Raw genomic sequence first — 19,608 nt, 5'->3', positions numbered from 1 at the left:
TTGACGTTTTTGTCATGCGAGCGCCGACCCCGTGTCGGCCTGGCGAAGGCGCCGCCCAGGGCGCGCCGCGATTTCGAGGGGCCGTGGCCGAGCCGCGGCGCCGATGGTGATTTTTTCTGCTCACGGGCAGGCGCAAGGCTTCGGGCCGCTGAGCGCACTGGCCCCGCATTGGAGAACAGAGCATGAGCAACTGGCTGGTAGACAAGCTGATCCCTTCCATCATGCGTTCCGAGGCGAAGAAGAGCTCGGTACCGGAAGGCCTGTGGCACAAGTGCCCGTCCTGCGACGCCGTGCTGTATCGGCCGGAGCTGGAAAAGACCCTGGACGTCTGCCCCAAGTGCGACCACCACATGCGCATCGGCGCGCGCACCCGCCTGGACATCTTCCTCGACGAGGAAGGCCGCGAGGAACTGGGCGCCGAGCTCGAGCCGGTGGACCGCCTGAAGTTCCGCGACACCAAGAAGTACAAGGACCGCCTGGCCGCCGCGCAGAAGGACACCGGCGAGAAGGACGCGCTGATCGCCATGAGCGGCAAGCTGCACGGCATGCCGGTGGTGGCCGCGGCCTTCGAGTTCTCGTTCATGGGCGGCTCCATGGGCTCCATCGTCGGTGAGCGCTTCGTGCGCGCCGCCAACTACGCCCTGGAGCACCGCTGCCCGATGATCTGCTTCTCCGCCTCGGGCGGCGCGCGCATGCAGGAGGCGCTGATCTCGCTGATGCAGATGGCCAAGACCTCCGCCGCCCTGGCGCGCCTGCGCGAGGAAGGCATCCCGTTCGTCTCCGTGCTGACCGACCCGGTCTACGGCGGCGTTTCCGCAAGCCTGGCCATGCTCGGCGACGTGATCGTCGGCGAGCCCAAGGCCCTGGTCGGCTTCGCCGGCCCGCGGGTGATCGAGCAGACCGTGCGCGAGAAGCTGCCCGAAGGCTTCCAGCGCAGCGAGTTCCTCCTCGAGCACGGCGCCATCGACATGATCGTGCACCGCGCGCAGATGCGCGACCGCCTGGCCAGCCTGCTGGCCAAGTTCACCCACGCCCCCAGCCCCGCCCTCGCAGGATGAGCCAGCGTTCCCTGGCCGACTGGCTCGGCTACCTCGAACAGCTGCATCCCTCGGCCATCGACATGGGCCTGGAGCGCTCCCGCGAGGTGGCCGTCCGCCTCGGTCTGGGGCGCCCGGCGCCACGCGTGGTGACCGTCACCGGCACCAACGGCAAGGGCTCCACCTGCGCCTTCCTCGCCGAGCTGCTCGGCGAGCAGGGCCTGAAGGTCGGCGTGTACGCCTCGCCGCACCTGCTGCGCTACAACGAGCGCGTCCTCATCGAGGGCCGCGAGGCCTCCGACGAGGCGCTCTGCGAGGCCTTCGCCGCAGTCGAGGCGGCGCGTGGCGAAACCTCCCTGACCTACTTCGAGATGGGCACCCTGGCGGCCTTCTGGCTGTTCGAGCGTGCCGGCCTGGACGCCGTGGTGCTGGAAGTCGGCCTCGGCGGCCGCCTGGACGCGGTGAACCTGGTGGACGCCGACGTCGCCGTGGTCACCAGCATCGGCCTCGACCATGCCGAATGGCTGGGCGACACCCGCGACAGCGTGGCCTTCGAGAAGGCCGGCATCTTCCGCGCCGGCAAGCCGGCCGTGTGCGGCGACCTGGAGCCGCCGCAGCCGCTGCTGGACCAGGCCCGCGCCCTGGGCGCGCCGCTGCTGCTGCGCGGCCGCGACTTCGACCTGGCCATCGGCGAGCACGACTGGCACTGGTACGGCCGCGGCGCCGACGGCACCCCGCTGCGCCTGCACCACCTGAACCTGCTCGACCTGCCCATGGAGAACGCCGCCCTGGCGCTGCAGGTCTATGCGCTGCTGGACCTGCCCTGGCAGCCCGAGCGCCTGCTCGCGGCCCTGCAGCGGACCCGCGTGAGCGGCCGCCTGGACCGCCGCGTGGCGCGCCGCCAGGGGCAGCCGCGGCACCTGCTGCTGGACGTCGGGCACAACCCCCATGCCGCCGACTACCTGGCCCGCCGCCTTGCCGCGCGGCCGCCGAAGGGCCGTCGCCTGGCGGTTTTCGGCCTGCTTTCGGACAAGGATCTGGACGGGGTGCTGGAACCCTTGCTCGGCTTGGTGCAGGATTGGGCCGTCGCCCCCTTGCCTACGCCGCGCTCGCGCCCGGCCGGCGAGCTGGCGGCAGCCTTGCTTGCGCGTGGCGCGCAGGCCAGCGTGCATGACGACATCGCCACGGCGCTCGAAGCACAGTGCGCCCAGGCGACGGCGGACGACGAGATCCTGGTGTTCGGCTCCTTCTACAGCGTGGCGGATGCCCTGAGCTGGCTGGACGGCAACCAGGACTGACAAGCGGTCAAGAAACGGGGGAGTGGCAATGGCTTTGCTGGATAAGGGGCTCAAGCAGCGGATCGTCGGTGCGCTGGTGTTGCTGGCGCTGGCGGTGATCTTCCTGCCGATGCTGTTCAGCCGCCAGGACGAGGTGCGCCAGGTGACGGTCGACGCCCCGGCGATGCCGAAGACGCCGGCCATGCCGCCGGTGGAAGTGCAGCCGACGCCGGTGCCCGAACCCCAGGCCTCGGTGGCCGAAGCGCCGCAGGCGCCCGACGCTCAGCCCCAGGTTCAGGCGCCGGTGCCTAGTCCCGCGCCGACCACCGCGCCATCCACGCCCATCGCCAGCCTGCCGCAAACGCCGGCCCAGCAGCCCGCCGCCCCGGCGCCGCGCCCTGCCCAGCAACCGGCCACGCCGCCGGCCCCAGCCAGTGCGCCCGCCGCCCCGGCCCAGCGCCTGGATGCCGACAAGCTGGCGGTGAGCTGGTCGGTGCAACTGGCCAGCCTGTCCAACCGCGCCCGTGCCGAGGAACTGCAGAAGTCCCTCCGCAGCCAGGGCTACAACGCCTACGTGCGCAGCTTCGACGGCATGAACCGGGTCTTCGTCGGGCCGGTGATCGAGCGCGCCGAGGCCGACCGCCTGAAGGCGCAGCTGAGCAAGCAGCAGAAGCTCAACGGCTTCGTGGTGCGCTTCCAGCCCGAACGCGGCTGAAACCGGCGAGCGGCTCCCGATGCATCGGGGGCTCCGCTAAACCCCGGGGCTCTGCTAAAATGCGGGGCCTTTTTCGTTTCTGGGCCGCAACGTGGCATTTACCTGGGTCGATTGGACGATGATCGGCATCATCGTCATTTCCAGCCTGATCAGTCTGAGCCGCGGCTTCGTCAAGGAAGCCCTGTCCCTGCTCACCTGGATCGTCGCGGGCGCGGTCGCCTGGATGTTCGGCGGCGCGCTGGCCGAGCATCTCGCACCATACATCCAGCTGCCGTCCGGCCGCGTCATCGCCGCCTGCGCGCTGCTTTTCGTGGTGACCCTGCTGCTGGGGGCGCTGGTCAACTTCCTCATCAGCGAACTGGTGCGGGTGACCGGCATGTCCGGCACCGACCGCGTGCTCGGCATGGCCTTCGGCGGCGCCCGCGGCGTGCTGCTGGTGGTGCTGCTGGTCGGCCTGCTGAGCCTGGCGCCGGTGCAACAGGACCCGTGGTGGCAGCAGTCGGTGCTGCTGCCGCACTTCCTGCTGGTCGCCGACTGGTCGAAGAACATCGTCCTCAACCTGGCCGGGCACTGGTTCGCCAGTGGCCAGCTGGCACCGCCGGTCGGGATGGGGAGTATGCTGCCCGGCCAGTGATGGCCGGGCCAGGGTAGCGCCGAGGCGCCGCCCGACGCCGGCCCCGATGGGGGGCGGCGGGAACGGATTTTTTAGCCTGTAAACCAACTAGGGGTTGCGTCGCATGTGTGGCATCGTCGGTATCGTGGGCAAGTCGAACGTCAATCAGGCGTTGTATGACGCGCTCACCGTTCTCCAGCATCGCGGCCAGGACGCTGCCGGCATCGTCACCTGTCAGGACGACAGGCTCTACCTGCGCAAGGACAACGGCCTGGTCCGTGACGTCTTCCAGCAGCGCCACATGCAGCGCCTGGTGGGCAAGGTCGGCATCGGCCACGTGCGCTACCCGACCGCCGGCAGCTCCAGCTCGGCCGAGGCCCAGCCGTTCTACGTCAACTCGCCCTACGGCATCACCCTGGCGCACAACGGCAACCTGACCAACGTCGAGCAACTGGCCAAGGAGATCTACGAGTCCGACCTGCGCCACGTCAACACCAACTCCGACTCGGAAGTGCTGCTCAACGTCTTCGCCCATGAGCTGGCGGTGCGCAACAAGCTGCAGCCCACCGAGGAAGACGTCTTCGCCGCGGTGGCCGGCGTGCACGCCCGCTGCGTCGGCGGCTATGCCGTGGTGGCGATGATCACCGGCTACGGCATCGTCGGCTTCCGCGACCCCAACGCGATCCGCCCGATCGTCTTCGGCCAGCGCCACACCGAGAACGGCGTGGAATACATGATCGCCTCGGAAAGCGTGGCCCTGGACGTCCTCGGCTTCACCCTGATCCGCGACCTGGCCCCGGGCGAGGCGGTGTACATCACCGAGGAAGGCAAGCTGTTCACCCGCCAGTGCGCGGCCAACCCGAAATACTCGCCGTGCATCTTCGAGCACGTCTACCTGGCCCGCCCGGACTCGCTGATGGACGGCATCTCGGTGTACAAGGCGCGCCTGCGCATGGGCGAGAAGCTGGCCGAGAAGATCCTCCGCGAGCGCCCGGAGCACGACATCGACGTGGTCATCCCGATCCCGGACACCAGCCGCACCTCCGCCCTGGAGCTGGCCAACCGCCTGGGCGTGAAGTTCCGCGAAGGCTTCGTCAAGAACCGCTACATCGGCCGCACCTTCATCATGCCCGGCCAGGCCGCGCGCAAGAAGTCGGTACGCCAGAAGCTCAACGCCATCGAGCTGGAGTTCCGCGGCAAGAACGTGATGCTGGTGGACGACTCCATCGTCCGCGGCACCACCAGCAAGCAGATCATCCAGATGGCCCGCGAGGCCGGGGCGAAGAAGGTCTACTTCTGCTCCGCAGCTCCAGCCGTGCGCTACCCCAACGTCTACGGCATCGACATGCCGAGCGCCCACGAACTGATCGCCCACGACCGCAGCACCGAAGAGGTGTGCGAGCTGCTCGGCGCCGACTGGCTGGTCTACCAGGACCTGTCGGACCTGATCGACGCGGTCGGCGGCGGCAAGATCAAGATCGAGCACTTCGACTGCGCGGTCTTCGACGGCCAGTACGTGACCGGCGACGTCAACGAAGCCTATCTGAACCGGATCGAGCAGGCGCGCAACGACGCGACCAAGGCCAAGGCCAACGCGGTCAGCGCCATCATCGACCTGTACAACGACTGAAGGAGAGCAGGGGATGGCACAGGAATGGGAAGCCGGTCGCCTGGACAGTGACCTGGAAGGCGCGGCCTTCGACACCCTGGCGGTACGCGCCGGGCAGCAACGCACCCCGGAGGCGGAGCACGGCGAAGCGCTGTTCCCCACCTCCAGCTACGTGTTCCGCAGCGCCGCCGACGCCGCCGCGCGCTTCGCCGGCGAGGTGCCGGGCAACGTCTACTCGCGCTACACCAACCCGACCGTGCGCACCTTCGAGGAGCGCATCGCCGCCCTGGAAGGCGCCGAGCAGGCGGTGGCCACCTCCACCGGCATGTCGGCCATCCTCTCGCTGGTGATGACCCACTGCAGCGCCGGCGACCACGTGCTGGTCTCGCGCAGCGTGTTCGGCTCGACCATCAGCCTGTTCGAGAAGTACTTCAAGCGCTTCGGCGTGCAGGTGGACTACCCGCCGCTGAGCGACCTCAAGGCCTGGGAAGCGGCGATCAAGCCGAACACCCGGCTGCTGTTCGTCGAGTCGCCGTCCAACCCCCTGGCCGAGCTGGTGGACATCGCCGCCCTGGCCGAGATCGCCCACGCCCACGGCGCGCTGCTGGCGGTGGACAACTGCTTCTGCACCCCGGCGCTGCAGCAGCCGCTGAAGCTCGGCGCCGACGTGGTGATCCACTCGGCGACCAAGTACATCGACGGCCAGGGCCGCAGCATGGGCGGCGTGGTCGCCGGCAGCCGCAAGCTGATGGAAGGCGTGGTCGGTTTCCTGCGCACCGCGGGCCCGACCCTCAGCCCATTCAACGCCTGGATCTTCACCAAGGGCCTGGAAACCCTGCGCGTGCGCATGCAGGCGCATTGCGCCGCGGCCCAGGACGTGGCCGAGTGGCTGGAGCAGCAGCCGGGCATCGAGCGCGTCTACTACGCCGGCCTTGCCAGCCACCCGCAGTATGAGCTGGCCAAGCGCCAGCAGAAGGGCTTCGGCGCGGTGGTCAGCTTCGAGGTGAAGGGCGACAAGGCCGCGGCCTGGCGCTTCATCGACGCTACCCGGATGATCTCCATCACCACCAACCTGGGTGACACCAAGACCACCATCGCCCACCCGGCGACCACCTCCCACGGCCGCCTGTCGCCGCAGGAGCGCGCGAACGCCGGCATCCGCGACAACCTGATCCGCGTCGCGGTGGGCCTGGAAGACGTCGACGACATCAAGACGGACCTGGCACGAGGCCTGGCGGCACTGTGAGCGACCTGGCATCGATCATCGGCAACGGCAAGGTCGCGCTGGTCACCGGCGCGGCGCGGGGCATCGGCCTGGGGATCGGCGCCTGGCTGATCGCCGAGGGCTGGCAGGTGGTGCTGGTCGACCAGGACCGCGAGCGCGGCGCCAAGGTCGCCGAGGCGCTGGGCGACAAGGCCTGGTTCATTGCCCTGGACGTGTCCCAGGAGAGCCAGGTGGCGCAGACCGTGGCCGAGGTGCTCGGGCAGTTCGGCCGCCTCGACGCCGTGGTGTGCAACGCGGCCATCGCTCGCCCGGGCATCACGCCCCTGGAGAGCCTGACGCTCAACGAGTGGAACCGCACCCTGGCGGTGAACCTCAGCGGCCCGATGCTGCTGGCCAAGCACTGCGCGCCCTACCTGCGGGCGCACCAGGGCAGCATCGTCAACATCGCCTCGACCCGCGCGCACCAGTCCGAACGCAGCTCCGAAGCCTACGCGGCGAGCAAGGGCGGCCTCCTGGCGCTGACCCACGCGCTGGCCATGAGCCTGGGCCCGGAAATCCGCGTCAACGCGGTCAGCCCCGGCTGGATCGACGCCCGCGACCGCCACGAGCGCGAAGCGGTGCCGCTCACCGAGCTGGATCACGACCAGCACCCGGTCGGCCGCGTCGGCACGGTGGAAGACGTCGCTGCGCTGGTGGCCTGGCTGCTGGGCGACAACGCCGGCTTCGTCAGCGGCCAGGAGTTCGTCGTCGACGGCGGCATGACGCGCAAGATGATCTATCTCGACTGAGGTCGGGATGGTGACGGAGGAGGGCGGCCCGGGGGCCGCCCTTTTTCGTTTGGGCCCGGTGGCCGGATCGCGGACGGAGTCCGCTCCTACGAAGAGCACCTCGGCGCGAGTCCTAATACAACCTTGCTTCCTTGGAGCTGTAGGAGCGGGCCCTGCCCGCGATTCGCGCGCAGGGCGCGCTCCTACAGGAGAACGGGAGGCGGGGCGGCGTAGGAGCGGACTCCGTCCGCGATTGTCCGCTACCGAAACCCGACACAAAAACGGCGGATAACGCCGTGGGCGTCATGCGCCCTACGCAGGGATCCGTGCATTCGCGTTTCTGCGAACGCGAAATTCCAAAAAAAATTCAATCAGGGCATTGACTTAGGATTCGTCCCCGGTAGAATGCGCCCCACTTCGAGACGAAGGGTGGTTAGCTCAGCTGGGAGAGCATCTGCCTTACAAGCAGAGGGTCGGCGGTTCGATCCCGTCACCACCCACCATCTCGCAAGTTACGCGCAGCGGTAGTTCAGTCGGTTAGAATACCGGCCTGTCACGCCGGGGGTCGCGGGTTCGAGTCCCGTCCGCTGCGCCATCTTCCCCCTCCTGGAGTTCACCACCCCGAACTCGCCGCCACGTAGAGCGAAGGCTCCGTAGCGACAGGCAGGATGGAAGGCCGTAACACCCTTGGACGCAAGTCCAGCCGACGCGCAGCGGTAGTTCAGTCGGTTAGAATACCGGCCTGTCACGCCGGGGGTCGCGGGTTCGAGTCCCGTCCGCTGCGCCATATTCAAAGCCCTCAGGCAGCCATGCCTGGGGGCTTTTCGTTGCGCCGGGAAAACCCGCGGTCATGCGGCGGTCATCCGGGCCGTCCAGGCTGGACCCATTGCCTTGTCGAACGGGAGAGGGGCCGCCAATGGACGACTACCAGGAAGAACTGCTTGAAGCGCACCGCGCCGAGTGCGATCCGCCGGAGCCGGCGGACGACGCCACCGAGATGTGATCAGCCGGCCTGCCGCTGCGCGCGGCGGTATTCCCCCGGCGGCTGGCCGTTCCAGCGCTTGAAGGCGCGCTGGAAGGCCTCGGCCGAGGCGAAGCCGAGCAGGTAGGCGATCTCGCCGAAGGCCAGGTCCGTGTCGCGGATGTAGATCATCGCCAGGTCGCGGCGTGTCTCGTTGAGGATGCTGCGGAACTGCGTGCCTTCCTCGGCCAGCTTGCGACGCAGCGTCCAGGTCGGCAGCTTGAGGCGCGCGGCGACCTCCTCCAGGTCCGGCTCGCGGCCGTTGAGCAGCGGCCCCAGCAGTTGCACCACGCGTTCGCGCAGGCTGCGGGTGCGCGTCAACTGCTCCAGTTCCTTCTCGCAGAGTTCCAGCAACTGGCGCCAGGTGCTCGGGCAATGTTCGCGGTTGCCGAGGGAGAGCGTGGCCTGGTCGAGGCGGAAGCGGTTGGCGCCGGCGCCGAACTCCACCGGGCAGCTGAAGAATTCCTCGTAGCGCGCCGCATAGTCCGGCGCCGGGTACTCGATCTCCACCCGCAGCGGGCGCACCGCCTGCCCGGCGATGCGGCCGAGGTAGCTGAGCCAGCCGGCCAGCACCGAATCCACCACGAAGCGGTTGTAGGCGTTGTAGGGGCTGATGGAGTAGAAGCTCAGCCAGGCGCCGCCGGCGTCCTCGGCGAGGCTCGAGCGGCCGCGGTAGTTCTGCGCGTAGAGCGGTTCGAAGCGGATCAGCGCGCGGCTGGCGGCACGCAGGTCGGGAGCCAGGGCGGCGCTGACGCCGGCCAGGCCCAGCTGCTGGAGGCGGCTGAACTGGCCCATGCGCAGGCCCAGCGCGGGGTCGCCGCTGAGCTGGATGGCGGCATGGCCCAGGCGCATGTAGCGCGGGATCGACAGGCGCCCGCCGGGCTCGGCCAGGCGCGCCGCGTCCAGGCCATACTGCAGCAGCAGGGGCTGCGCCGGCACGCCGCGCTCTTCCAGGGCGTCGGCCAGGCCGTGGACGAAACCTATGGAGAGGTCGCCCAGCCGCATGCCCGGTTGCTTCATGGTCACAGCCAGAGGTTGATCAGGCGTGCGCCCGGGCCGTCCTCGGCGAGCTGCTGGCCGCCGCGGTCGACCACCAGGCCGGGGCCGGAGCTGCCCAGGTCCCACAGCTTCCCGCGCAGGAACACCGCGATGCCGGCCTGGGCGCCGCTGGCGGCCAGGCGTCCGCCGAGGGCCAACTGCTGCCAGGCCTCGCCTTCGCTCAGGGTGCCGGGCTTGAGCTGCACGTCGGAAGGCGTGCGGCCGCCGTCGTAGCCGCGCCAGGGCCGCTGCCACTGGCCGTTGCCGGTGAGGAAGGCGGGCACCGCCAGCAGCTCGACCTTTTCCGAGGCCAGCACCGCGTAGTTGATCGGGTACCAGGCGTCGGCGCAGATCAGCACGCCCAGGCGCCCGGCGGGGGTCTGCAGCACCTGCAGGTTGTCGCTGTGGCCGGCGCGGATGAAGGGCTTCTCGTCGTCGACGGGGAAGACCTTGCGCTGCGGCTGGCCCAGGGGCTTGCCGTCGCTGCCGAACACCAGGCTGGCGTTGTACAGGCTGCCGTTGCCGGTGACCAGCACGCCGTCCTCCACCCTGGGGTTGGGCAGGACGATGGAGCCGGCCACCAGGGTCACGCCGAACTGCCGGGCCAGGCCGCCGAACAGCGTCTGGTAGTCGTGGGCCATGTCCACCGCCTTCATGCGGAACAGGGCGTCGGTGAAGCGGTCGCGGCCCTTGGCGATGAGCCAGCCGCGGGCCAGCTTCACCGGGTTGCTGACGGCCATCCACTTCATGGCCTCGGCCAGGTGCTGCGCCTGGTAGACCTCGGGCTTCTCGCCGGCGGCCACCAGCCAGGTGCCGATGTGCTCGGGGAACACCACCACCGTGCGCGGGCCGAGCAGGCCCTCGCTGCGGGCCTTCTCCAGGTAGGCCGCAAGCTTCAGGCGCAGGCGCTCGACGTTCTGGTAGTCGGCGGCGTAGAGCTCCGGCTGCACGCCGAGCAGGTTGCCGCGTTCGGAGGGCGCGCCCTGGTTGAGCACCACCTGGCTGCGCAGGTCGGACAGGTAGTGGCCCACCGGGCGGCGCTCGGCCCAGCCGGCGTAGGCGGCGAAGAGGGTGACCAGGATGAGGAATGTCAGCTTGCGCATGCAGGGCTCCGGGACTGGCTGCCAGGGTAGGGGAGCGGCGCCGGCTTGCCAAGCCGTGCTGTCATCTTCGATCAGTAAGTTGTCATTTCCGGTCATTGAGCGCGCCCCGGGCGCTGCTTAGAGTCTGCCCCATACCGACCGTGGCCCGTCCGAGGCCCCGGCAACCATGCCCGATGTGGAGGAATCATGACCGCCGCCCGCTACCCGCACCTGCTCGCGCCCCTGGACCTGGGCTTCACCACCCTGCGCAACCGCACCCTGATGGGCTCGATGCACACCGGCCTGGAAGAGAAGCCGAACGGCTTCGAGCGCATGGCCGCCTACTTCGCCGAGCGCGCCCGCGGCGGCGTCGGCCTGATGGTCACCGGCGGCATCGGCCCGAACGAGGAAGGCGGCGTGTACGCCGGCGCGGCCAAGCTGACCACCCATGAGGAGGCCGAGAAGCACAAGGTCGTCACCCAGGCGGTGCACGAGGCCGGCGGCAAGATCTGCATGCAGATCCTCCACGCCGGGCGCTACGCCTACAGCCCGAAATCCGTGGCGCCCAGCGCCATCCAGGCGCCGATCAACCCGTTCAAGCCGCGCGAGCTGGACGAGGAGGGCATCCAGAAGCAGATCCAGGACTTCGTCACCTGCTCGTCGCTGGCCCAGGAAGCCGGCTACGACGGCGTCGAGATCATGGGTTCGGAAGGCTACTTCATCAACCAGTTCCTGGTCGCCCACACCAACCAGCGCACCGACCGCTGGGGCGGCAGCTACGAGAACCGCATGCGCCTGCCGGTGGAGATCGTCCGCCGCGTGCGCGAGGCGGTGGGGCCGAACTTCATCATCATCTACCGCCTGTCGATGCTCGACCTGGTGGAGGGCGGCAGCACCTGGGACGAGATCGTCCTGCTGGCCAAGGCCATCGAAAAGGCCGGCGCGACCATCATCAATACCGGCATCGGCTGGCACGAGGCGCGCATCCCGACCATCGCCACCAAGGTGCCGCGCGCGGCCTTCACCAAGGTCACCGCCAAGCTGCGCGGCGAGGTGGGCATCCCGCTGTGCACCACCAACCGCATCAACACCCCGGAAGTGGCCGAGCAGGTGCTGGCCGAGGGCGACGCCGACATGGTCTCCATGGCCCGGCCGTTCCTCGCCGACCCGGATTTCGTCAACAAGGCCGCCGAAGGCCGCGCGGACGAGATCAACACCTGCATCGGCTGCAACCAGGCGTGCCTGGACCACACCTTCGGCGGCAAGCTGACCAGCTGCCTGGTCAACCCGCGCGCCTGCCACGAGACCGAGCTGAACTACATCCCCACCACCCACGTGAAGAAGATCGCCGTGGTGGGCGCCGGCCCGGCCGGCCTGGCCGCCGCCACCGTGGCCGCCGAGCGTGGCCACCAGGTGACCCTGTTCGACGCCGCCGGCGAGATCGGCGGGCAGTTCAACGTGGCCAAGCGCGTGCCGGGCAAGGAAGAGTTCTACGAGACCCTGCGCTACTTCAAGCGCAAGCTGGAGACCACCGGCGTCGACGTGCGCCTGAACACCCGCGTGTCGGTCGACGACCTGGCCCGTGGCGGCTTCGACGAGATCCTCCTGGCCACCGGCATCGTCCCGCGCACCCCGGCCATCCCCGGCATCGACAGCCCGAAGGTGATCAGCTACCTGGACGCCATCCTCGAACGCAAGCCGGTGGGGCGGAAGGTGGCGGTGATCGGCGCCGGCGGCATCGGCTTCGACGTTTCCGAGTACATCACCCACGACGGCGAATCCACCAGCCTGGACCGCCACGCCTTCTGGAAGGAGTGGGGCATCGACGAGGCCCTGGAGGCCCGCGGCGGCGTCGCCGGCATCCAGCCGCACCCGCATGCCGCGGCGCGCCAGGTGTTCCTGCTGCAGCGCAAGAAGTCCAAGGTCGGCGACGGCCTGGGCAAGACCACCGGCTGGATCCATCGCACCGGGCTGAAGAACAAGCGGGTGCAGATGCTCAACAGCGTCGAGTACCTCAAGGTCGACGACGCCGGCCTGCACATCCGCATCGGCGAAGAAGGCGAGCCGCAGGTGCTGCCGGTGGATACCGTGGTCGTCTGCGCCGGCCAGGAGCCGCTGCGCGAGCTGCACGACGGCCTGGTCGCCGCCGGGCAGAAGGTGCACCTGATCGGCGGCGCCGACGTGGCCGCCGAGCTGGACGCCAAGCGCGCCATCAACCAGGGTTCGCGCCTGGCCGCCGAACTCTGATCCACCGTCCCTGCCGCCCGGACGCGCTGTCCGGGCGGCAAAGGGCGGAACCCGTCACAGTTTTCCGTCTGTCGTACGTCGCTTTCTTACGAACGGCCGAGCGACTGCCAACCCAGTCACATTGCCTGCGTCACCATTTCCCCTAGACTTGCCCCGGCACCGGTGCGCTCGAGGCCCGGCCGCCGGCCCCTCTGCGGGCCCAACCCTGTTCGCGACAGTCCAGAGGTCCCGTCATGAGCCTGCAGAAGAAGCCTCAGATGGTCGAGGCCGTGGCCTTCTTCGATGAGCGAGGCATCTGCAAGCAGATGCTCTATCCCGAATTCGAGGCCCTGCTCGACAACGTCGTGCAGATGCACGAATACGCCGACCGGCAGATGCGCCTGGCCTACGTGCTGATCAACGGACGCCTGCAGGTCAAGGCGGCGGTGTTCTTCTACCTGGATTTCGACGACAACGGCGAGGCCGACCGCGGCTGGAACCTGCCGCTGCGCCAGCTCGCCGACCGCGCCGGGCGCGGCCCGGACATGGGCGCCGGGCCCATCCGCCTGGCCTGCCGCAGCCAGTGCCCGGTGTCCTGGCACCAGATGCACCTGTGGGACCCGAGCCTGGTGACGGGCAACAACCACCTGGTGATGCTGCGCGACGCCATCCGCCGCAACCACCTCGGCCTGCTGGTCGAGGAGGAGCCCGTCGCCGTCGAGCCGCAGCGCCTGAAGGTCGCCGCCGAGCACCAGTGGTACGCGGCGCCGACGGAAGACCCGCGGGAGCAGGCCGAGAAGCTGGCCCAGGCAATGCTGGAGGAACACCGGCAGAAGACCGCCGAGCTGCTCGGCCAGCAGGCCTCGCGCCTGTCCAGCCTGAGCCAGCAGCACGAGCAGGAACTGCAGCGCCTGCGCCTGGGCGCCGAGGAACAGGTCAAGGTGCTGCGGGCCGAGCTGGCGGCGCTGCGCGAGGGGCTCAAGCGCGAGGAAGAGATCAACGCCGGCCTGCGCCGCGAGCTGGACGAGCGGGTGGACGGCTTCCAGCGCGGCCGCGAGGAGCTGACCGCGCAACTGCGCAGCATCGAGCAGCAGGGGCGCGTGGAACTGGAGGAGCTGCGCGCGCAATTCGAAGGCGAGGCCGATGCCAAGGTCGCGGCGGTGATCGCCCAGTACAAGGAACAGCTGGCGGTGCGCGACGCCGAGCTGAGCTACCGCAGCGAGCTGGACCGCCAGCTGCAGCAGGACAACGAGGCCCTGCGCCGCGAGCTGGCCGCCCAGGCGGCCAGGCCCCAGGACGACGCCGTGCTGGAGAAGCTGGCCTCGCTCGGGGTGATCTTCGTCGTCTATCATCCCGGCGCCGGGCACCTGACCATTCCCCTGCAGGACATCCCGCGCTACCAGGAAAACCCCATGGCCTACGCCGCCGCCAAATGCTTCGTCTCCGAAGCCCAGTACCGCCAGTGGCTGGCCCACTACCAGCAGCCGACCTGCGACGGCCACCTGTCCAACGGCGAACGTTGCGCGCTGCCGGTCGACCGGGTGGATACCCCCGGCCGCTTCGTCGACGGCGACAGCAACTGCTGCGCCCGGCACAAGACCAGCGGCGGTCTGCGCGGCGTGACCGCGGGCTAGGTGGCCGCCCTGCGACTCCCCGACTGGCGCCCGCTACCCCCGCTGCAACAGGTGCGCCTCCACTGGCTGGAGCGGGCCGGCGTCGAGCTGGCCCTGTTGCGCCTGGACCAGGTCGACGAGCGGGTGTCCGGCAACAAGTGGTTCAAGCTGGCGCCCTACCTGCGCCAGGCCGCCGAACAGGGCCTGGACGGCCTGATCAGCCTCGGCGGCGCCCATTCCAACCACCTGCACGCCCTGGCCGCCGCCGGCCAGCGCTTCGGCTTCGCCAGCGTCGGCCTGCTGCGCGGCAACGAGCAGGACACGCCCACGGTGCGCGACCTGCGCGCCTGGGGCATGCAACTGCACTGGCTCGGCTACGCCGGCTACCGCGAGCGCCATGCCGAAGGCTTCTGGGATACTTGGCGGGAACGCTACCCACGCCTGCTGGCGGTGGACGAGGGCGGTGGCGGCCTGCCCGGTGCGCTGGGCTGCGCGCCGCTGGTGGCGCAGTTGCCCGGGCAACTGCCGGGCATCGGCTGGAACGGCTACGACCAGCTCTGGGCCGCCTGCGGCACCGGCACCACCCTGGCCGGGCTGGTGCTGGGCGAGCGGGGCGCGCACCCGGTGACCGGCGCCCTGGCGGTGCCGCCCGGCCATGGCGTGGAAGCCATGCTGCCGCGCCTGCTGGCCGAGGCGGGGCGCGAAGACGCCGGCTATCGCCTGCTGGACGCCAGCCGCGGCGGTTTCGGCAAGGTGGACGCCGGGCTGGCGCGGTTCATGGCCGACTTCGAGGCGGCGACCGGCGTGCCGCTGGAGCCGCTGTACACCGGCAAGTTGCTGCTGGCCCTTCATGACGAAGTCCGCGCCGGCCGTGTGCCTCCTGGCAGCCGGTTGATCGCCGTGCACAGCGGTGGCCTGCAGGGGCGGCGGGCGATGGAAGCGCGCTTGCGGCGATTGCCGTAGGGCATTCGTTCGCGCCAGCCGGATAGATCAGCGCGGATCGCGGATGAGATCCGCTCGCCGCCCCACCCACGCCATTCCCCTGCAGGAGCGCGCCCTGCGCGCGAAATCGCGGGCAGGGCCCGCTCCTACAGGTATATGCCGTACCCCACGGCGAACGCGTAGGGCGAATAACGCGAAGCGTTATCCGCCGATCGGACGGCTCATCTGGCACCCATATGGCCATGGCGCTCGGGCCGACGGCGGATAACCGCGAACGGTCATGCGCCCTACGGTTTCTGGAGGGCACGGACGCAGGCGAGACTGTCTTGCCGACCGCGCCGCGGTGCTCTTCGTAGGAGCGAGCCATGCTCCTCTCAATGGGAATACCCGTTATGCACCCTTGGCCACTGGTCACCGACCAGGAACAGCCGCTCGGCCTCGTGCCATTCGCCCCGGTCCTGCTCCAGGCGCACCAGCAACTGCGGGAAGGCGTCTGCCGGCAGCTGCGCCAGCCAGGCGTCGAAGCGTTCCGGCGTCCAGCTTTCGTCGTCGGTCTTGCACGCCGGGGCCAGCCATTCGCCGCGTGGCAGCGGCTGCCAGCGGCCCGCGCCCTGGGCGCGGTACAGGGGCCAGTGGCGGCGGTGCAGCCAGGAACCGCCGAGGTGCCCGGGGTTGGCGCCTTCCGGCGCCGGGCACTCGCCGGGCCAGGGGTAGAACAGGTAGCCGCCCAGCCAGAGCGCGGCTTGCACCGGGGCCTGGCTGAAACCGGCGACCAGGGCGCGGCCGTGCGGGCTGGAGGAGAGCGGCAGCTGGTGCTCGCGCAGGTGGCGCAGCTTGTTCGCCAGGCGGTCCTCGGCGCCGGGGCCCAGCCAGTCGTCCGGCCCCTGGCGGCTGGGGCCCAGGTAGAGCTTGATGGCCAGCTCCAGGTGGTGCAAGCCGTCGTCGTCCTCCAGCAGCAGGTCCAGCTCGCCCAGGGTGTGGCCATTGTCGCGCACCGCCAGGTTGGCGCCGAGCAGGCGCAGGTCGGGGGCCTGCTGCAGGGCGAACTGCCAGAGGCGCTCGTAGTAGCGCCCCAGGCGTTGCTGTGGCGAACGCTGCAGCCAGGCCTGCAGCGCCTCGCTGTCGCTTTCCTGTGCGCGCAGCCAGTCGCCCAGAAGCCGTGGCTCGGCCAGCCAGCGGCTCGCCGCCAGCGGATGGCGCAGGGGCAGGGCGCCGGCATCCAGCAGGGGTTCGCCGAGCAGCGTCCAGGCGAGGTCGCGCACCGCGGGTTGGCGTAGTTCGGCTAGCAGCTCTTCGAGCAGATGGGCGGTCGGCTTCATTTGTGCAGCCTAGCCGAACGCCCGCGCTGCCGCGCGGGTTTGCCGCTGTTCGGGGGTTTCCCCCATAATTCCGTCATTCCCGCTCGCACCGCCGCCTGGAGTCTCATGGAATCCTTTCGCAATATCGGCATCATCGGCCGCCTCGGCAGCACCCAGGTGCTGGAAACCATCCGTCGGCTGAAGCGCTTCCTGACCGAGCGGCACCTGCACGTGATCCTCGAGGACACCATCGCCGAAGTGCTGCCCGGCCACGGCCTGCAGACCTGCTCGCGGAAGATCATGGGCGAGATCTGCGACCTGGTGATCGTCGTCGGCGGTGACGGCAGCATGCTCGGCGCGGCGCGCGCGCTGGCCCGGCACAAGGTGCCGGTGCTGGGCATCAACCGCGGCAGCCTGGGCTTCCTCACCGACATCCGCCCGGACGAGCTGGAGACCAAGGTGGCCGAGGTGCTCGGCGGCCAGTACATCGTCGAGAGCCGCTTCCTGCTGGACGCCCAGGTGCGCCGCCACGGCGAGTCCATCGGCCAGGGCGACGCGCTCAACGACGTGGTGCTGCACCCGGGCAAGTCGACGCGGATGATCGAGTTCGAACTGCACATCGACGGCCAGTTCGTCTGCAGCCAGAAGGCCGACGGCCTGATCGTCGCCACGCCCACCGGCTCCACCGCCTACTCGCTGTCCGCCGGCGGGCCGATCATGCACCCGAAGCTGGACGCCATCGTCATCGTGCCCATGTACCCGCACACCCTGTCCAGCCGGCCCATCGTGGTCGACGGCAACAGCGAGCTGAAGATCGTGGTGTCGCCGAACATGCAGATCTACCCGCAGGTCTCCTGCGACGGGCAGAACCACTTCACCTGCGCGCCGGGCGACATGGTCACGGTGAGCAAGAAGCCGCAGAAGCTGCGCCTGATCCACCCGATCGACCACAACTACTACGAGGTCTGCCGGACCAAGCTCGGCTGGGGCAGCCGCCTGGGGAGCGCCGAGTGAGCGAACTCGACCCGGGCCGTGGCTACGACCTGATCGGCGACGTCCACGGCTGCGCGCACACCCTCGACCGCCTGCTGGAGCGGCTGGGCTACCAGTTGCACGGCGGCGTGTGGCGCCACCCGCGGCGCCAGGCGCTGTTCCTCGGCGACATCGTCGACCGCGGCCCGCGCATCCGCGAGGCCCTGCACCGGGTGCACGACATGGTCGCCGCCGGCGAGGCCCTGTGCATCATGGGCAACCACGAATTCAACCTGCTCGGCTGGTCCACCCCGGCGGCGCCGGGCAGCGGCCGCCAGTACGTGCGCGAGCACACCCCGCGGCACGCGCGGCTGATCCAGGAGACCCTCGACCAGTTCGAGGGCCACCCCGGCGACTGGCGCGACTTCCTCGGCTGGTTCCAGCAACTGCCGCTGTTCCTCGATGCCGGGCGCTTCCGCATGGTCCATGCCTGCTGGGACAACGGGCTGATCGACTCGCTGCGCCGGCAGTTCCCCGACGGGCGCATCGACGAGGCCTTCGTCCAGGCTTCCGCCGCGCACGGCAGCTTCGCCTACCAGGTGTGCAACCGGCTGCTGCGCGGCACCGACATGCGCCTGCCCCACGGCATGACGCTGACCGGCAGCGACGGCTTCACCCGGGCCTTCTTCCGCACCAAGTTCTGGGAGGAGGACCGCGAGCCGGAGACCTACGGCGATATCGTCTTCCAGCCCGACGCGCTGCCCGACGAGGTGGCCGCCGAGCGCCTGAGCGCCGAGCAGAAGTCCAGCCTGCTGAGCTACGGCGCCGACCAGCCGCTGCTGTTCGTCGGCCACTACTGGCGCAGCGGCACGCCGGCGCCGATCCGCCCGAACCTGGCCTGCCTGGACTACAGCGCGGTCATGTACGGCAAGCTGGTGGCCTACCGGCTGGACCAGGAGACGCGCCTGCAGCGCGACAAGTTCGTCTGGGTGGACGTGAAGCGTCCGGGAGAGGATGAGTGAGTGCGGTAGTGGCCATGCGCCTGCCCCTGGCGGCGGACCTCGCCGGTTTCGTCGGCCTGCTGCAACGCCTGAACGTGCCCTTCCGGGTCAGCGAGGAGGCCGGCGAACAGGTGCTCTGGGTGCCGGACGAAAGCCTCGCCGAGCAGGTGCGCGACCTCTACCGGCGCTACCCCCAGGGCGACTCCGAGCTGGCCGCCACGGCCCAGCCACGGCGCCGCGGGCCGGGCTTCCTGGCCCAGGTCCGGGCCAGCCGGGTGACCGCCGCGGTGCTGCTGGTGACCTTCGTGGTCGCCGCCCTGACGCTGCTCGGCGGCAACCCGGACACCCTGCGCTGGTTCACCTTCCAGGACTTCCAGCTGGTCGGCACCGACCGGGTGCTGTTCCAGCCGCTGGCCGACGGCCTGGCGGCGGGGCAGTGGTGGCGCCTGTTCACGCCCATGCTGATCCACTTCGGCTGGCTGCACCTGGCGATGAACGCCATGTGGTATTGGGAACTGGGCCGGCGCATCGAGTACCGCCAGGGCGGCATCCTGCTGCTGGGCCTGAGCCTGGGCTTCGGCCTGGTGTCCAACGTCGTGCAGTACCTGGCTTCCGGGCCGAGCCTGTTCGGCGGCCTGTCCGGGGTGCTCTACGGCCTGCTCGGGCACTGCTGGATCTTCCAGCTGCTGGCGCCGACCCCGGCCTACCGCCTGCCCAGGGGCGTGGTGGCGATGATGCTGATCTGGCTGCTGGTGTGCCTGTCCGGCGTCATCGACCTGCTGGGCTTCGGCTCCATCGCCAACGGCGCCCATGTCGGCGGGCTGGTGATCGGCTGCCTGACCGGCGCGCTGGGCGGGCTGCTGGCGCGCGGGCGCGGCGCCTGATCCTTGGCGCCGTAGGATGGCATTGAGCGAAGCGATACCCATCGCCGCAACATCCCATTCATCACCGGCGCCAGGAATATTGGTTTCCCGCATGGCCGCGAGCAGGCTGGCGGCCACGGCCAACCGGCGTATAACGCGGAGCGTTATACGTATATGGACTCCTCCCGTTTTGCCAGCGACCGACGTGCTTTTTCGAACTTGGGTACGACTGCTGCCGTATATCCGGCTTCATGGAGCGATACATCCGCTCCCGAGCCCTGATGAAAATCCGCTCATGTGCGCCTGATC

16 protein-coding genes and 3 tRNA genes are annotated in these 19,608 nt (G+C 69.7%); 16 read left to right on the top strand and 3 right to left on the bottom strand.

Annotated elements, in window-relative coordinates; translation table 11 throughout:
- Nucleotides 1-182: 182 nt before the first annotated feature.
- From accD to CHC02_RS23145, 10 genes are all read left to right on the top strand, one after another.
- The gene (accD, locus tag CHC02_RS23190) at nucleotides 183-1,058 is read left to right on the top strand and encodes an acetyl-CoA carboxylase, carboxyltransferase subunit beta (RefSeq protein WP_089393764.1); all 876 of its coding nucleotides are present in this window, start codon (nucleotides 183-185) and stop codon (nucleotides 1,056-1,058) included.
- On the top strand, nucleotides 1,055-2,335 hold the full coding sequence (gene folC, locus CHC02_RS23185) for a bifunctional tetrahydrofolate synthase/dihydrofolate synthase (protein ID WP_089393763.1): 1,281 nt from the start codon (nucleotides 1,055-1,057) through the stop codon (nucleotides 2,333-2,335). The genes accD and folC overlap by 4 nt, the downstream gene beginning before the upstream one ends.
- 28 nt (nucleotides 2,336-2,363) lie before the next feature.
- The gene (locus CHC02_RS23180; RefSeq protein WP_089393762.1) at nucleotides 2,364-3,029 is read left to right on the top strand and encodes an SPOR domain-containing protein; all 666 of its coding nucleotides are present in this window, start codon (nucleotides 2,364-2,366) and stop codon (nucleotides 3,027-3,029) included.
- A 91-nt stretch (nucleotides 3,030-3,120) separates the two neighbouring features.
- A complete protein-coding gene (locus tag CHC02_RS23175) occupies nucleotides 3,121-3,663 on the top strand; it encodes a CvpA family protein (RefSeq protein WP_089393761.1) in 543 nt (180 codons plus the stop codon).
- 103 nt (nucleotides 3,664-3,766) lie between these two features.
- Nucleotides 3,767-5,272 (top strand): amidophosphoribosyltransferase, encoded by a 1,506-nt coding sequence (gene purF, locus CHC02_RS23170; RefSeq protein ID WP_043267465.1) that lies wholly within the window; start codon nucleotides 3,767-3,769, stop codon nucleotides 5,270-5,272.
- Between the two features lie 13 nt (nucleotides 5,273-5,285).
- On the top strand, nucleotides 5,286-6,497 hold the full coding sequence (locus tag CHC02_RS23165) for an O-succinylhomoserine sulfhydrylase (RefSeq protein WP_089393760.1): 1,212 nt from the start codon (nucleotides 5,286-5,288) through the stop codon (nucleotides 6,495-6,497).
- A gap of 5 nt (nucleotides 6,498-6,502) precedes the next feature.
- Nucleotides 6,503-7,264 carry an SDR family oxidoreductase gene (locus CHC02_RS23160; RefSeq protein WP_089393829.1) on the top strand — a complete coding sequence of 254 codons (762 nt, stop codon included), beginning with the start codon at nucleotides 6,503-6,505 and terminating at the stop codon, nucleotides 7,262-7,264.
- 406 nt (nucleotides 7,265-7,670) lie between these two features.
- A tRNA-Val gene (locus tag CHC02_RS23155) sits at nucleotides 7,671-7,746 on the top strand.
- 15 nt (nucleotides 7,747-7,761) lie between these two features.
- Nucleotides 7,762-7,838, top strand: a tRNA-Asp gene (locus CHC02_RS23150).
- 115 nt (nucleotides 7,839-7,953) lie between these two features.
- A tRNA-Asp gene (locus CHC02_RS23145) sits at nucleotides 7,954-8,030 on the top strand.
- A 216-nt stretch (nucleotides 8,031-8,246) separates the two neighbouring features.
- Here CHC02_RS23145 and CHC02_RS23140 read toward each other — a convergent pair.
- Nucleotides 8,247-9,284: an AraC family transcriptional regulator gene (locus CHC02_RS23140; protein ID WP_089393759.1), complete on the bottom strand. Its 1,038-nt coding sequence runs from the start codon at nucleotides 9,282-9,284 to the stop codon at nucleotides 8,247-8,249.
- 2 nt (nucleotides 9,285-9,286) lie between these two features.
- Nucleotides 9,287-10,405 carry a carbon-nitrogen hydrolase family protein gene (locus CHC02_RS23135; RefSeq protein ID WP_089393758.1) on the bottom strand — a complete coding sequence of 373 codons (1,119 nt, stop codon included), beginning with the start codon at nucleotides 10,403-10,405 and terminating at the stop codon, nucleotides 9,287-9,289.
- Between the two features lie 186 nt (nucleotides 10,406-10,591).
- Between CHC02_RS23135 and CHC02_RS23130 the strand changes: the two genes are divergently transcribed.
- The 3 genes from CHC02_RS23130 (at nucleotide 10,592) to CHC02_RS23120 (ending at nucleotide 15,186) form a co-directional block, all read left to right on the top strand.
- A complete protein-coding gene (locus tag CHC02_RS23130; protein ID WP_089393757.1) occupies nucleotides 10,592-12,631 on the top strand; it encodes an NADPH-dependent 2,4-dienoyl-CoA reductase in 2,040 nt (679 codons plus the stop codon).
- Nucleotides 12,632-12,864: 233 nt separating this feature from the next.
- Complete coding sequence (locus tag CHC02_RS23125) at nucleotides 12,865-14,244, top strand: chromosome partitioning protein ParA (RefSeq protein WP_089393756.1); 1,380 nt, start codon at nucleotides 12,865-12,867, stop codon at nucleotides 14,242-14,244.
- Nucleotides 14,245-14,286: 42 nt separating this feature from the next.
- The gene (locus CHC02_RS23120; protein WP_089393828.1) at nucleotides 14,287-15,186 is read left to right on the top strand and encodes a 1-aminocyclopropane-1-carboxylate deaminase/D-cysteine desulfhydrase; all 900 of its coding nucleotides are present in this window, start codon (nucleotides 14,287-14,289) and stop codon (nucleotides 15,184-15,186) included.
- Between the two features lie 353 nt (nucleotides 15,187-15,539).
- On the opposite strand, the gene CHC02_RS23115 is transcribed toward CHC02_RS23120, so the two are convergent.
- Nucleotides 15,540-16,484 (bottom strand): DUF1853 family protein, encoded by a 945-nt coding sequence (locus CHC02_RS23115; protein ID WP_089393755.1) that lies wholly within the window; start codon nucleotides 16,482-16,484, stop codon nucleotides 15,540-15,542.
- Nucleotides 16,485-16,589: 105 nt separating this feature from the next.
- On the opposite strand from CHC02_RS23115, the gene CHC02_RS23110 reads away from it, so the two are divergent.
- The 3 genes from CHC02_RS23110 to CHC02_RS23100 are packed head-to-tail and all read left to right on the top strand — an operon-like array spanning nucleotide 16,590 to nucleotide 19,320.
- Complete coding sequence (locus tag CHC02_RS23110; protein WP_089393754.1) at nucleotides 16,590-17,477, top strand: NAD(+) kinase; 888 nt, start codon at nucleotides 16,590-16,592, stop codon at nucleotides 17,475-17,477.
- Nucleotides 17,474-18,457 (top strand): metallophosphoesterase, encoded by a 984-nt coding sequence (locus tag CHC02_RS23105; protein ID WP_089393753.1) that lies wholly within the window; start codon nucleotides 17,474-17,476, stop codon nucleotides 18,455-18,457. The genes CHC02_RS23110 and CHC02_RS23105 overlap by 4 nt, the downstream gene beginning before the upstream one ends.
- The gene (locus CHC02_RS23100) at nucleotides 18,454-19,320 is read left to right on the top strand and encodes a rhomboid family intramembrane serine protease (RefSeq protein WP_089393752.1); all 867 of its coding nucleotides are present in this window, start codon (nucleotides 18,454-18,456) and stop codon (nucleotides 19,318-19,320) included. The genes CHC02_RS23105 and CHC02_RS23100 overlap by 4 nt, the downstream gene beginning before the upstream one ends.
- Nucleotides 19,321-19,608 lie beyond the last annotated feature (288 nt).

The sequence above is a fragment of the Pseudomonas delhiensis genome, from assembly GCF_900187975.1.
Classification (GTDB): Bacteria; Pseudomonadota; Gammaproteobacteria; order Pseudomonadales; family Pseudomonadaceae; genus Pseudomonas; species Pseudomonas delhiensis.
The sequence above is the reverse complement of the archived record's forward strand: the minus strand, read 5'-3'. Positions and strand labels throughout refer to the sequence as shown.

Bases quoted from the DNA above. Each gene is read 5' to 3' on its own strand.
- accD (WP_089393764.1), top strand. From the start codon at position 183: ATGAGCAACTGGCTGGTAGACAAGCTGATCCCTTCCATCATGCGTTCC.
- folC (WP_089393763.1), top strand. From the start codon at position 1,055: ATGAGCCAGCGTTCCCTGGCCGACTGGCTCGGCTACCTCGAACAGCTG.
- CHC02_RS23180 (WP_089393762.1), top strand. From the start codon at position 2,364: ATGGCTTTGCTGGATAAGGGGCTCAAGCAGCGGATCGTCGGTGCGCTG.
- purF (WP_043267465.1), top strand. From the start codon at position 3,767: ATGTGTGGCATCGTCGGTATCGTGGGCAAGTCGAACGTCAATCAGGCG.
- CHC02_RS23165 (WP_089393760.1), top strand. From the start codon at position 5,286: ATGGCACAGGAATGGGAAGCCGGTCGCCTGGACAGTGACCTGGAAGGC.
- CHC02_RS23140 (WP_089393759.1), bottom strand. From the start codon at position 9,284: ATGAAGCAACCGGGCATGCGGCTGGGCGACCTCTCCATAGGTTTCGTC.
- CHC02_RS23135 (WP_089393758.1), bottom strand. From the start codon at position 10,405: ATGCGCAAGCTGACATTCCTCATCCTGGTCACCCTCTTCGCCGCCTAC.
- CHC02_RS23130 (WP_089393757.1), top strand. From the start codon at position 10,592: ATGACCGCCGCCCGCTACCCGCACCTGCTCGCGCCCCTGGACCTGGGC.
- CHC02_RS23125 (WP_089393756.1), top strand. From the start codon at position 12,865: ATGAGCCTGCAGAAGAAGCCTCAGATGGTCGAGGCCGTGGCCTTCTTC.
- CHC02_RS23115 (WP_089393755.1), bottom strand. From the start codon at position 16,484: ATGAAGCCGACCGCCCATCTGCTCGAAGAGCTGCTAGCCGAACTACGC.
- CHC02_RS23110 (WP_089393754.1), top strand. From the start codon at position 16,590: ATGGAATCCTTTCGCAATATCGGCATCATCGGCCGCCTCGGCAGCACC.